Annotated in this window: 9 protein-coding genes and 1 other RNA gene; 1 reads left to right on the top strand and 9 read right to left on the bottom strand. The window is 56.4% G+C overall.

The features are described from left to right. Positions 1-112: 112 nt before the first annotated feature. The 8 genes from QP109_RS00420 to gdhA all read right to left on the bottom strand — a co-directional run bounded on the left by QP109_RS00420 (position 113) and on the right by gdhA (position 8,538). On the bottom strand, positions 113-1,300 hold the full coding sequence (locus QP109_RS00420; protein ID WP_285022589.1) for a site-specific integrase: 1,188 nt from the start codon (positions 1,298-1,300) through the stop codon (positions 113-115). A gap of 200 nt (positions 1,301-1,500) precedes the next feature. After that, positions 1,501-1,877: a transfer-messenger RNA gene (gene ssrA, locus QP109_RS00415) on the bottom strand. 201 nt (positions 1,878-2,078) lie between these two features. Further along, a complete protein-coding gene (gene smpB / locus QP109_RS00410) occupies positions 2,079-2,609 on the bottom strand; it encodes an SsrA-binding protein SmpB (RefSeq protein WP_285022588.1) in 531 nt (176 codons plus the stop codon). A gap of 187 nt (positions 2,610-2,796) precedes the next feature. Next, on the bottom strand, positions 2,797-4,065 hold the full coding sequence (locus QP109_RS00405; RefSeq protein ID WP_285022587.1) for a peptidoglycan DD-metalloendopeptidase family protein: 1,269 nt from the start codon (positions 4,063-4,065) through the stop codon (positions 2,797-2,799). Positions 4,066-4,067: 2 nt separating this feature from the next. Beyond that, positions 4,068-4,982 carry a permease-like cell division protein FtsX gene (ftsX, locus tag QP109_RS00400; protein ID WP_101627959.1) on the bottom strand — a complete coding sequence of 305 codons (915 nt, stop codon included), beginning with the start codon at positions 4,980-4,982 and terminating at the stop codon, positions 4,068-4,070. A 2-nt stretch (positions 4,983-4,984) separates the two neighbouring features. Beyond that, positions 4,985-5,674 (bottom strand): cell division ATP-binding protein FtsE, encoded by a 690-nt coding sequence (gene ftsE, locus QP109_RS00395; protein ID WP_195225739.1) that lies wholly within the window; start codon positions 5,672-5,674, stop codon positions 4,985-4,987. Between the two features lie 252 nt (positions 5,675-5,926). Further along, the gene (prfB, locus tag QP109_RS00390) at positions 5,927-7,051 is read right to left on the bottom strand and encodes a peptide chain release factor 2 (protein ID WP_285022586.1); all 1,125 of its coding nucleotides are present in this window, start codon (positions 7,049-7,051) and stop codon (positions 5,927-5,929) included. Between the two features lie 125 nt (positions 7,052-7,176). After that, entirely contained in the window at positions 7,177-8,538 is a 1,362-nt protein-coding gene (gene gdhA, locus QP109_RS00385; protein WP_285022585.1) for an NADP-specific glutamate dehydrogenase, read from the bottom strand. A gap of 220 nt (positions 8,539-8,758) precedes the next feature. Here gdhA and QP109_RS09230 point away from each other — a divergent pair, with 220 nt between their 5' ends. Further along, positions 8,759-10,345, top strand: a complete 1,587-nt coding sequence (locus tag QP109_RS09230) for a phosphotransferase (protein WP_350224203.1) — start codon at positions 8,759-8,761, stop codon at positions 10,343-10,345. Positions 10,346-10,437: 92 nt separating this feature from the next. Here the strand turns inward: QP109_RS09230 and QP109_RS00375 are convergent, their stop codons facing one another. After that, entirely contained in the window at positions 10,438-13,905 is a 3,468-nt protein-coding gene (locus QP109_RS00375) for an ATP-dependent helicase (RefSeq protein WP_285022584.1), read from the bottom strand. Between the last annotated feature and the right edge of the window lie 3 nt (positions 13,906-13,908).

Raw genomic sequence — 13,908 nt, 5'->3', positions numbered from 1 at the left:
AACACCCGCGAGCGCCCTTGGCGGAATTAGCTGCTGGGTGTATTTTCGGCTACTTTTTACGTTGTTTCGTTGATGCGAGCTTCTTCAACGACGCGGGCCGTGTCTTCGCGGTTCAGCTTTCAGCAAGAAACGCTTCGCCCATCTTTTCCGCATTGGCTTTATCCCGCTCGATTGTCGCGTGCTGGTAGCGTTGAGCAATTTCTATAGAGCGGTGCCGACCGCGCGCGAGAATTTCAGCCGGGGTCGCGCCCTGCTGGGCATACAACGTTAAGCCCGTATGACGCAGATCATGGAACCGAAACGATTCCAGACCGTCAACGTTTTCGCGCGCTTTCCGCCACGCTTTATCAAAGTTCGTCTGGCTTCGCGGGATACTCGAAGATTGAGGAGAGGGAAAAACCGGCGATTCAGGACTTTGCCCGCAATACGTTTTGACATGATCGCGCATTTGTTTAGCTACGAACGACGGGACAGCAACATCCCCTGCAGACCCAGCCTTCGGCGGAGCATACTGCGGTGGCTTCATCTTCGAATTCCACTGGCGACGAATCCGCAACACCATATCCCCTGAATCCAATCCATCAATATCGCCGACCTGCAGTCCCAGCACTTCACCCAAGCGGAGTGCGCACATCGCGGCCAACAGCGGGGCGAGAGCCAACGCGGGAGGCATCTGCTCACAGACCGCCTGCACCTGCTCAGGCGTTGCCACCTTCGATGCATCAATCGAGGTTGAGACTTTCATCTTCGGAACATTGAACTGAAGCGCCGGGACGACCACCCCCGTAGAACCCGAACGCGCGGCCGCCAAATATAAAGCGCGTAAAGTCTGCCCAACGCTCGCACGAAGCCCATCAGATGCCAGCGAGTCCAGCAACGCATCAACCTGCTCTTGACGAAGAACAGACAACGCGACACCTCCAATCGACGGATACACATGAGCTCGCAACCGAGACTCATACGTCCGGATCGTCGATTCAGCCGCACCTGAGGCTTCAAGGTCTTTCAGCCACCGCTTCGCCCACGCCTCGACCGTCACCGACTGCGCCAACTCCGCCTCACCGCGAGCGCGCGCGTCCAACATTTTCCGCTTCCGCTCAGCCCTCAACACTGAGGGAGAAACGAACACGCCCCTGGCGATTTCACCTAACGCGATCACGCGCGCCGCTTCGGCATCCGCGAGCGCCTCAAAAGTCCCAATCGAAACCCGCCTACCCTCGACGGTTAGACGAACTCGGTAGGTTCCCTCAACGGTCACACTGATTCCGGGCGACATACGCACAGCAGATTTCTTCGACATTGCTACTTGACCCCTTCCAATTTTCAAGCAGACTCGGCGGGTTCTTGATTTCCACATCTCCACCCGGAAATCCGTCCCGTCCCCGTCCCGAAATACCTACCCTAAACTACCATTAACTACCCTTATGTACCATAAGCATTGCAAGGGAAACGGCGGAATATAAAGGAAAACCCCGGAACTTCAACGGTTCCGGGGCTACACAGTGGAGATGGGGGGAATCGAACCCCCGTCCGACGGCCGGCCCCGAGGTCTTCTCCGGGCGCATCCTGCTATTGATTTCTCAGCTTGTGACGTCATGCAGGCCTGCTGTCAGCGAAGCTCAGTCGATGAAGTGTCGGAGCACGCCCACCGACATGGCGCGCACCCAGTGGCCCCCTGAATGACGCCAGACACCAGGCTGAGGGCACCACCTGGGCTGACGGACTAAAGGTTCACGCGGCGATATCAGGCGGCGAGAACGTAGTCGGTGCGGTTCTGTTCGGCACCTATTGGTTTGCACGCAGCGTTAACGAGTTGAGCGCACATTCTCGGCCCGCTTCCCCTCGATCGACGACCGCCGTCGAAACCGATCATCCCCTATTGAGTTCTTCACTCACCGGCAAACAGACTGCCGGGTTGGCTCTTCAACGAAGTTCTAAGACTCATCGAAGAACCGTTTCCAACCGTCCGGCTGGACGTTTAAGAATAACCCCGCTTACGCGAAGTTTCAACACCTAGCGCAATGCCAGCAAATGCAAGGTTTCAGTAGAAAGCGCAACACGCGCGAAGCGGGCACCCACTACTTGTAGTTCGGTCGCTTCGTGTAGGCGCGCATTGCACGTTCAGCTTCACGCTTATCCTGTGCCTCGCGCAACGACTGGCGTTTGTCCCATTCCTGCTTGCCTTTGGCCAGCGCGATCTCAACCTTGGCACGGCCGCCGATGAAGTAGAGCTCCAGCGGGACGACCGTGTAGCCCTTGGCCCGCACCTTCTGGCCGATCCGCTCGATTTCTGAGGCGTGCAGTAGCAGCTTGCGCTTCCGCGTTGGCGTGTGATTGTTCCACGAGCCCTGCGCGTACATCGGAATGTTCGCGCCGTACAGCCATGCTTCGCCGTCTTTGACCTCGACCCACGAGTCGATCAACGACGCGCGCCCCATCCGCAGAGCTTTCACTTCGGTACCCGACAGGACAAGACCAGCTTCCCACGTGTCTTCGATCAGATAGTCGTGGCGCGCCTTCTTGTTCCGCGCGATCGTCTTCTTCGCGTCCGATGCAGCTTTGCGCTTCTCGCCTTCGGTCAGCTTCGGCTTCTTCCAGTCTTTCGGCATCGTGCACCTCCTTTCTTTGATTGACGAGGCCACGCCCCGCCACTCAAGGCGTTAATTCTAACGCGTCCGCGAGCAAGGGTCTTGCTCAAGCCTCGTAAAATGCCAGTATCAATGAAAGGCGGGGACAAGCTGAGCCTGTCCCCGCCTTCCGACTCAGCCAATCATCAAATCAGCGAGCCACATTGGCTTACAAGTACCCCATCGGGTCAACGTTCACGCCGTTCTGCAGAACACCGAAGTGCAGGTGGCAACCGGTGGCATAGCCGGTCATACCGACCTCACCGAGCACTGTTCCGGCACTCACCGACTGTCCGGGCGAAACATAGATGCGCTGCATGTGCAGGTATTCGGTGATCACGGAGTTACCGCCGAGCATTCCGTGGTTCACGTCCACGTAGTTGCCGGCAGAGATACTGCTTGAAACATCCAGAACAACGCCGGATGTCATCGCGTAGATAGGCTCACCACACTGCGCACCGAAGTCAACGCCCGAGTGGAACTTCTGGTAGCCGAGCACGGGGTGCATACGCCAGCCGAAGGGCGACGTAATAATCATCGAACTGTCTTGAACCGGGTTGTGGAAACCGTTCGCATTCGCCGACGAGTAGATCGTGTTTGCAGCCCTGTTAGCCGCATCGATCTCTTGGATCTTCGCGGTCTGAGCATCATAGTCAGCCTGCGCTTGAGCCAGCTGTTGGTTCACTTCGGACTTCTTAGCGTCCCATTCCGCTTGCTTCACTTGGGCGTCAGCTTTGGCTTTCTCTAGGGCGTCGACACTCGCTTGGGCTTCAGCTTCTGCCGCTGCAGCGTCATCAAGAGCCTTCTGAGCTTGAGCTTCAAGTGCTGCCACGCGGTCAGAGATTGCTTGCTGGCGACTTGCTTGGCTACGTTGGGTCGCTTTCATTTCCATCGCAACGTTGAGCGCTTGGGCTTGAGAACGCGCCATGGCGTCAGCTGCCGATGCTCGATCGTCAATTGACTCGGTTCCATTCTTCGTCAGGGCAAGCAGGACTGCAGAACTAGTGCCGTCCTGGTACATGGAGCGAGCCAAGTTACCGATCGCCTTATTGGCTTCCTCTTGGCGTGACGAGGAAGCGTGGATCTCTTCGTCGATCTCAGCTTTCTTCGCTTGAGCGACCTGAAGCTGTCCCATTGCGACTTCGTGTTCACGATTCGCAGCATCGCGCTTCGCCTGAGTGGCATCCAGCGCTTTCTGAGCAGCAGGAATCTGCGCGTTTGCTGCTTCAAGGTCGTAGAAGAGCTGCGAGAGTGTCGCATCAATACCGTCAATCTCAGTCTTAAGATTAGAGACCTGCTGAGCCGCGGCATCCCGTTGGCTAACAGCGTCATCTCGCTCATCAGCATTCGCGGGAATGAAGCTGTACATGCACAGCGCACCAATCGATGCGCTCCAGGCAACTGCAACAGGAACGTGAAGACGAATCGACTTCTTCATAATCAGACCTTCGTGTATTTAGCCAAGGAAACTGCGGACGCGATCAGCGCCAACGCAACCGCTGCGAGGATAAGGATCGGCGTCATAATCCACACGTGGGTGGCGCCGATAAAGCTGGTCCAGCTGAATGACGGAGCCAACCAGCCTTGGACAAGGAAGTGAACGCCAGCGAACAGTGTTCCCACTGCCAGGATTGCGCCGGCAATTGCAGCAAGCGCACCTTCGATCATGAAAGGCGCTTGAATGAACAGGTTCGAGGCGCCGACGTAACGCATAATTTGTGTTTCCGTCTCGCGACTCATTGCCGACAGGCGGATCGTGGTCGAAATCAGCAGGATGGCGGCAATAATCATGACGCCACCCAGACCGAGGGCCATCAGGCGTGCAGCGTCAATGACGTTGAACAGTGGCTCGATGATTTCGCGCTGGTCTTTCACCTGGGAAACACCGGCAGCACCGGAGAATTCTTCCTTGATGATCGAATACTGCTCGGGGTCAACGAGCTTCACGCGGAAGGAAACGGGCATCATGTCTACCGTTGTCCATTCGCTGATCGTGGAATCACCGTAGAGCTTCAAGTAGTTTTCGTACGCTTCTTCCTTGGATTCTTCGAATACGTTCTTCACGTACTGCGACATTTCCGTGGAATTGAGCTTGTCACGAACGGCGCTGATCTGAGCCTCGGTCGCTTCCGTTGCGTTACAGGACGGCGTTGCATCGTCGGTAGCGCACATGTAGATCGAGACCTCAATCTTGTCGTACCACTGCGATTTCATCTGCATGACCTGCATCTGCGATAGGCCAGCAACACCGACGAATAGTAGGGAAACGTAGGTGACGATGATGACGGCGACGGACATTGCACGGTTGCGTGCCAGCCCCTTACCGACTTCAGAGAGAATAAAACGAAGCTTCATGGTTAGTTCACCGCCCCGTAGACGCCACGCGACTGGTCTCGGATGACGTGACCGCCATGTAGTTCGATGACGCGCTTGCGCATCTGGTTCACGATGTCGGCGTCGTGGGTTGCCATGACAACCGTAGTTCCCTGGCGGTTAATGCGGTCCAAAAGACGCATGATGCCAAGCGAGGTATCGGGGTCGAGGTTACCGGTGGGCTCATCCGCCAGTAGCAGTTCGGGGCGGTTCACCATTGCGCGTGCGATTGCGACGCGTTGTTCTTCACCACCGGAGAGTTCGTGGGGCAGGCGGTTTTCCTTACCTGCCAGATCGACCAACGCCAGCGCTTCTGGGACGGCGGTCTTAATGGCGTGCTTCGGCTTGCCGATCACCTGCATTGCGAGCGCGACGTTTTCATACACGGTCTTTGATGGGAGCAGGCGGAAGTCCTGGAAGACGGTTCCGACTTGACGGCGAAGTCCGGGCACCGCCCAGTTACGGAGCTTGGAGACCTCTTTGCCAAGGACCCACACGTGACCGGAGGTTGCTTTAATTTCGCGCATCACAAGCTGAAGGAAGGTGGATTTGCCCGAGCCGGACTTACCGACGAGGAATACGAATTCTCCTCGTTCAACTTCCAAAGACACATGGTCGAGCGCCGGCTTCGCACCTGCGGTGTACACCATGGTTACGTCATCAAATCGAATCATTAGGCCGTCCAATTGAAGGTTATGGTCTCAATCAGACTAGGCAAGGTTTTCTAACGCGGGCTGAAGCGACACGCGCCGGATTCAGTTCCGTCCTCACTACCTGTTAAAAAGGTGACGAGGGCGATACTTTCAGCGTTTTCTAGCCAACTGCTTCGCCGTGGCGCGAGCTTACGCTTCAGTGCAGTATGCCAACCGTGATCGACGAGGCCGACCAGCGTTCGCTTCTTTTCCCTGAACCGGGGTCGGATTAGGTCAGGCCTCTGCCTGTTCGTTCGCTTGGTTCTTGCGCCAGCGGATGCCCGCGTTAATGAAGCCGTCAATGTCACCATCGAAAACGTTCTGCGGGCTACCGGATTCAAACTGGGTACGAAGGTCTTTCACCATCGTGTAGGGCTGGAGAACGTAGGAACGCATCTGGTCACCCCACGATGCCTTCACATCACCGGCGAGTTCCTTCTTCTTCGCCTGTTCTTCTTCATGGCGAAGGACAAGAAGTCGGGATTGGAGGACTCGAAGAGCGGCCGCTCGGTTCTGAATCTGCGACTTTTCGTCCTGCATCGACACGACAATGCCGGTTGGAATGTGCGTCATACGAACAGCGGAGTCGGTCGTGTTCACGGACTGACCACCGGGGCCAGACGAGCGGAAAACGTCGATCTTCAGTTCGTTTTCCGGAATTTCGATATGGTCGGTGGATTCGATCAGCGGGATAACTTCGACTGCCGCGAAGGAAGTCTGGCGACGTCCCTGATTGTCGAAGGGGCTGATACGGACCAGACGGTGAGTGCCTGCTTCAACCGAGAGGGTGCCGTAGGCGTAGGGAGCCTGGACTTCGAAGGTTGCCGACTTTAAGCCAGCTTCTTCGGCGTAAGACGTATCCATCACCTTGGTCGGGTAACCGTGGCGTTCTGCCCAACGCAGGTACATACGAAGCAGGATTTCTGCGAAGTCAGCGGCATCAACACCACCTGCGCCGGAGCGGATCGTGATGACAGCATTGCGCTCGTCGTACTCGCCATCAAGCAGGGTACGAATTTCAAGGTCGGAGATATCAGCCTTCAACGTGGCAAGATCCCCGTCGGCTTCTTCCAGGATCTCTGCGGATTCTTCAGGATCTTCGCCCGCCATTTCAACCATGGCTTCAAGATCATCAATGCGATCCACCATCTTGGTCACGCGATCGAGTTCGCTTTGACGATGACTGAGGGCCGAGGTCACTTCCTGGGCGTGCGACGGGTCATCCCACAGATCAGGGGCCGTTGCCTGCTTCTCGAGGTCTTCGATTTGGCTACGGAGCTTATCAAGTTGGACGACCGCGAGGACGTTCTCCATAGTCGTACGCAGGTTCTGGATCTCTTCTGAAAATTCTGTAGCCACGCCACTACCCTAGTCGATTCAGAGCATCTGGTAGATACACCACTGCCCAGTAGCGGTATGAGGTTCAACCTACACACCGCCACCGGGCAGCGTTTGAAGCGTTCAGATGCTCAGAATCTGGCTGATCAGATCAGACCAAAATCAACCATCGAGTCAGCAACCTTCAGGAAGCCCGCAAGGTTTGCGCCAGCAACATAGTCTCCGGCCACACCGTATTCTTCGGCAGTTGCAACCGAGTTCGCGTGGATGTTCACCATGATCTGGTGAAGCTTCGCGTCGGTCTCCTCGAACGCCCACTGCGTACGACCCGAGTTCTGCTGCATTTCCAGAGCGGAGGTGGCAACACCACCGGCGTTCGAGGCTTTGCCGGGAGCGTAGGCAACACCCGCGGACTGCAGGGCTTCAATCGCTTCCGGGGTGGTCGGCATATTTGCACCCTCGGCGACCAGCTGAACGCCGTTCTTAATCAGGGTGTTCGCGGCCTCAACGGGGAGTTCGTTCTGAGTTGCACACGGCAGAGCAACGTCACACGGCAGATCCCAGATGGAGGCGCCCGAAACAAATCGCGCTGAAGAACGCTCGCTGGCGTAGTCGGAAACGCGGCCTCGTCGAACTTCCTTGATGTCCTTCAAAAGTGCAACATCGATGCCAGCCTCATCCACCACATAGCCGGAGGAGTCCGAGACGGCGATGACGGTCGCGCCCAGCTGCTGAGCCTTTTCAGTCGCGTAGATGGCGACGTTACCGGAACCGGAAACGACGACCTTCTTGCCGTCGAACGAGGTGCCCTTCGACTTCAGCATTTCCTCGGCAAAGTAGACCAAGCCGTAGCCGGTTGCTTCGGTACGCGCGAAGGAACCGCCCCAGTTCAGGCCCTTGCCCGTCAGGACACCCGCATCGTAACGGTTGGTGATGCGTTTGTACTGGCCGAAGAGGTAGCCGATCTCGCGGCCACCGACACCGATGTCACCTGCGGGAACGTCGGTGTCGGGACCGATGTGGCGGTAGAGCTCAGTCATGAAGGACTGGCAGAAACGCATGACCTCAGCATCGGACTTGCCCTTCGGGTCGAAGTCGGAGCCACCCTTGCCACCACCAATCGGCAGGCCGGTCAGGGAGTTCTTGAAGATCTGTTCGAAGCCAAGGAACTTAATGATCGACAGGTTGACGGACGGGTGGAAGCGCAGACCACCCTTGTACGGGCCGATCGCGGAGTTGAACTCAACGCGGTAGCCACGGTTCACCTGGATCTTGCCGTTGTCGTCCATCCAGGGGACACGGAACATGATCTGGCGTTCCGGTTCGACAATGCGTTTGAAGATCTCAAGGTCAGCGTATTCAGGCTTGCGTTCGGCAAGCGGAGCAATCGTCAGCAGGACCTCGTAAACGGCCTGGTGGAATTCGGGCTGACCCGGGTCGCGGGCAACAACGGCCTCGTAAACAGGTCGAAGAGTGTCGGACAAACGATTCATATCAAGTGTGCTCATGCCCTAATTATGGGCACGCATTACACATACTTGACCATCCCTTTCCACATATTGGCCCTTTCAAGAAAGATCACATACTTTGAACCTCTTCCCGAACCGGTCACTCACTACGGCATTCAGCCAAATCATCAGCAAGGTCGGCCTCGTCGGCCAAGAAAACCTGACGAAGCGCAAGCCGTACCATCGCTTCAGGCACACACCCATGTACCGTTGAAGTGTGATGCGCCCGAAAACTCCGCTTGAACTTGCTGCCCTAGCGACCGCCGCCGTCCCCGGTCTTTCCGTTGCGGGTCTGCGCGAACCGCAATTTGCCGACGAGGTCCTTTCCGTCACCGGCATCATCGATTCAGCCGGCAATAAATGGACGGTCACCTGCCCGCACTCCAGCGTCGGCGGACTCGATTTAGACGCTCAGTCAGGCGTCCTCAGCCGGCTGGCGAAAGCAAAAGACGCGAAGAAAATCCCCTTCGACGTCCCGCGAATCCACGGCACAACCCTGACCCCTGAAGGTGATCGTGTCATCGTCCACCAAGATCTTGGCGGGCACCCGATGAGCGACGACGACTTCGACAATCCGGACCTTCTTCCCGCATCGCTCGGTAAAGCCCTGGCAGCACTTCACAACCTTCCTCCGGTCATTTACACCGGCATTAACCTACCCGCATACTCCGTCGCTGAATGTCGCGAACGCCATCTGGCGATGCTTGACGAGGTAGCGTCTCAGGTCCTGATTCCCGCGAACCTCTGGAACCGTTGGGAAGCAGCCCTTGAGGATCTGTCATTGTGGCGCTTCCCCGCAGCCCCGATCCACGGCGATATTCAAGGCAATTCCGTCATCGTCGAAGCTGGCATTGTTCGCGCGATGACCGGCTTCACTTCTGCGCACGTCGGCGATCCCGCTCAGGACATCGCGTGGGTTCTTGCGTCTGCATCGGATGCTTTCTTGGAGCGTTTCCGCGCCGCATATTCTCAGGAACGAACGGTTGCTGACCTGCAGTTATTTACTCGTGCGCAACTGTTGTCTGAGCTTGCTATTGTGCGCTGGCTGGTTCACGGCTTGCACGCAGAAGATCGAAGCATCATTTCTGACGCGCGCCACATGCTCAGTGAGCTTTCAACAGATCTGGGGGATGCGCAAATCGTTGAACGCCCGCATGCGCACGTCGCTCAGACGCCGGATTCTCAGGCTTCTGCTTCTGACACTACCGCGCCTTCCACGCCGTCGTCTGCATCTTCTGCTTCCGCGCCGTCCTCTTCCGGCTCCCCTGCCTCCGCTTCTGCTTCTTCTTCGCGCCGAGCAACAGCTTCCGCCACGTCGTCCTTTACTGGCGCGGAGCTTACGAACCAGAAGACTGAGGTCATTGATTTCAACGTCGTAGCAGGCCGCATCGGCGCCGATCGTTCAGATTCCGGCGATTATGTGGACTCGGACGACTACGCAGAGCCGGATCGTTGTGCCAACGATGACTCTTATTCTGAAGTCGATGCTGATTTTGATCGGGACGTGCCTGAAGAAAAGGCGAGTCTTGCAACACGATTTGGTTTGCCAGCATCACTTTTCACCAGGTTTGGGCGTCATGGACGTCACGGGCACGACGTTGAAACGTTGCTTGCGGACTACGACGATGCCAATAAGCGCGTGGATGATGAGCGCGCAGATGATGACGATCCGCAACAGTCCGGTTCTCAGGCAGAATCCGGTTCGGCTTCCACGTCTTCGGCTCCCTCGGCTTCGCCCGTCTTACGCGCTTCTACCGATGTGAACGAGGCTCCGACTGAGCGCCTGCACTTCTTGAATCAGGAGTAATGGCCAGAGCCTGAAGCACATTCCGGCGAAGCATATTTGGTGCGTTTGTTCGCGCCCACGCGGTGTCCGTGTGGACACGAACTGTATTGCCCCTAGGCCCGCTTCAAGGTCCTTTTCACTTCGTCTTCTAGGCTTTCTTCGAGGCCTGCACCGCCTAGTTTCACCAGATCATCAAGGGAAACAGTTGTGTTGGTGTCCACGAAGGCAAGCATCGGAGTGATTGATTCTTCCGCGAGCCCGGTGAGTTGCGACCAGGCCAGCCGGTAGAGGCGGAGCTGAGTCGCGTAGTAACGCAGTGTTTCCTTCTTCGTGTTCTTGTGTGGAGCCCGCCCCGTCTTCCAGTCGACGATGATTGTTTTACCGTGTTGGTCTTCGAAGACAGCGTCGATCCTGCCATTGACTGAAATATCAGCGACTTTGACGCTGAATGCTTCTTCGATGGCGACCGGCGTGCCCGTTTGGACGATGGGAAGCTCGACGAAGTTGTCCTGCATGTGTCGCAATCGGGCGCGTTCGTGATCATCAAGGGTCTCGATCCCGGCAACGGGCTCATCGCGTTCTTCTGCGCTGGCAAGATGCAGTTGTCGTTCAACCCACGCGTGGAAAATCGTTCCAAGCGTTGCACTGTCGCTGGGTTGAGCGGGCATGGGTCTGCGCATATCCAGAGCAAACGCATCAATGTCTTCGAGCATCTTTGAAACCGAGGTTGCCGGAATATGGTCCTGGCGGATCACCATGGTTTCTTTACTTGATGCAAGACGATGTTCCTCGATGAGCGCTGTCACGTCTTTAACGCGCTGGGATTCGCCTAAGGCGTCGAGCAGTTCGAAGACGTCGGCGTCCGTTTTCAGCTCTGCTTGAGCTTGTCGCACGCGCTGAGCACCCTTGGCGACTGCTTGACGTGATGGGCCAATTTCGAAGGGGAAGTGGATGGTTTCTTCCTCGCTGCCTTGCGCAAGCGACTCCGGTGTTGGAGCTTCGACAATGACGTCGTTTAAACCGTCAATTCGTTTTTGAAGTTCCTGCAACTCGTTGCCGTCTTTGACATCCACGTTTCCGTTTGCCCACACGACTTGCCCTGTCGCCAGGATCTGTTCGAAGTCTTCGATCATCGCGTGCCGTGATGCCATGAGGTAGCGGGAAGGGTTTCGTAGAGTTTTGCTCTCATCCAGCCACGAGCCGATGAGGAGTTGCGTGTGGCGCGCTCGTGTCATTGCCACGTATGCCAGACGACGTTCTTCCCTTTCTAAGTGTGCGCCAAGTTCTGGCCCATAGGCGGTCTTTAACCACTTTGAGAATCCTGCGGATGGGGTGCGTCCGTTAGAAACATCAATGTTGAAAGGTGGGAGGTCGCCATAGTCGCCTCGCAACGGATGCGGGAGCTCTTCGGGAGCCATGACCCAGCCGGTTTGGGCTGGAGGCTCATCCCGCCAATACACGCTCTTGCTACGGTGTGAGGGGAAAATCGTGTCGGACATTCCGAAGACAATGACGCTATCCCATTCCAGACCTTTGGATCCGTGCACTGTCAGGATCTGCACTGCGGACGGGTCTGGTTGAACGTCAACGCCTTTGAGCCCTGCCGGATCACTTTCTGCAACGTTCAGCCATTCGACTAGACCGGCAAGAGTGGGGTTATCAACGCTTGATTCGTATCCTGCGATCTGGTCGATAAAGGCATCGAGCGATTCTCTAGCACCTGAACCCAGCGGGTCAGCGATCGCATCATCTAAGATCCCCATGATCTGGCTTGCTCGTTCTGCGAGTTCAACCAGCCCATGCCCACGCAACGAGCGTAGTTTTCGCAGGCGCTCTCCGAGGCGAAGAACGCGACGATATCCAAGTTCAGAGAACGATGGAGCATCAAGCCCCTCTGCCTGTGCATCCGATTCTTGAGGAGCATCGTTGGCACTCTCTGCAACGGAGCCAGATTGTGACGATCCCGCTTGACGATTCGCATACGTCCAGCCCACTTCCGGAGGAGAATCAACGGCTGACAGAAGCACGCCCTCATACGGAGTTCCTCTACTCTTACGGTTCAGACGGTGTGCCCACTCCCCCAGCAAACGCAGGTCGGACGCTCCGATATCTTCACGAACAAGGAGCCTCAACAGGGCAGGAGATGCATCTACTGAGTTCGTAATCTCAAGGGCTGCACGCAGGTCAGCAACAACCGGTTGTTCCAGCAGTCCGCCGAGCCCGAGAACTTGGGTGGGAATGCCATGCTCGCGAAGTGCGCGATCAATGGGAAGGAAGTGGCTCTTCTTGCGACAGAGAATGCCGATCTCCCACCCATGCGGATGGGTATCACGAAGGCGTTGCACGTAGTCAACAACGTGCGCGATCTGGGCATCGCGATCAGCTTCGTAGGCAATTTCAACATCGCCTTCAGTTGCCACTGTAGATTCGACGAGGACCGGAGACGTTGCAGCATGCGAGTGCGAGCGAAGCGGTTTTGCCACTTCGTTGGCGCATACAAGGATCTGACGATCATTACGCCACGCGGTTGACAGTGTCAGAGTCTGTTCCGGCTTGGGTTCTTCAGAACAGAAACGTTCCATGAATGATTCTAGCGAGGATGCCGAAGCACCTCTCCAGCCGTAGATTGCTTGGTTCGGGTCGCCGACGGCAGTCACCGCCTGGTCTTTGAAGAGCGTTGACAGGAGTTCCATCTGGATGACAGAGGTGTCCTGGAATTCATCAAGCAGAACAAGCCCATATTCTTTACGAATCTGTTGAACAACATCGGGCACGGTCTTCACGATTCGAGTGGCCAAGGTCAGCTGGTCCGAGAAGTCCATGACTCCGAGTTCACGCTTACGGCGTTGGAACTGGGCAATGGGATCAAGTAGGGCGATACGAAGCTGGTTACGCGCCTGCACCGTACGTGCCTCGTCGTTAGAATCGCCGACTTCGGTGAGTTCCGCTCCGAATTGTCCCAGCTGTTCGCGAGCTTGTTCGATGCTGAGTCCATGCTCCCCCAACTGTCCGTTGAGGCTCAACGCCGCCTTGACCGCAGACGAAATCGTGATGTTCTCATCGAGGCGTTTCGGCCAATTCGTCATAATGTCTGTCATCAGCTGAACCGAGCCAGCTTGGCTGAGCATTATGACGTCAGGATTCAAGCCGATCCTTAAACCGTGTTCGCTGACAATCTGACCCGCGAAGGCGTTGTAGGTCATTGATGTCGGTTCTTCGTGCGGGTCGATCATCTTTGTTTTCGCAGAAGAATCATCATCGTTGCTGGCCTTTTCCTGTTCGGAAACTCCGATGCCGATGCTGAGTTTCTTCAATCGTGAACGGAGACGATCTTTCAGTTCACCTGCGGCTTTCTTTGTGAAAGTCAGGCCCAGAACACGCGACGCTGTGATGTTCGGTTCGTTGGCAACCGCCCAGAGAACGCGCATTGCCATCGTTTCCGTTTTTCCCGAACCCGCGCCAGCGACGACCAGCAGCGGGTGCAGAGGTGATTCGATGACTTTAATTTGCTCTGGGGTCGGATGGATTTTGGGGTTAATCAGTCGCTGGATCTCTTCAGCGCTATAGGCAAGCTGTGTCACTGT

The organism is Pauljensenia sp. UMB9872, from assembly GCF_030212665.1.
Lineage (GTDB): Bacteria > Actinomycetota > Actinomycetes > Actinomycetales > Actinomycetaceae > Pauljensenia > Pauljensenia turicensis_B.
Note: the sequence above shows the minus strand (reverse complement) of the source record. Positions and strands in the feature narration are given on the sequence as shown.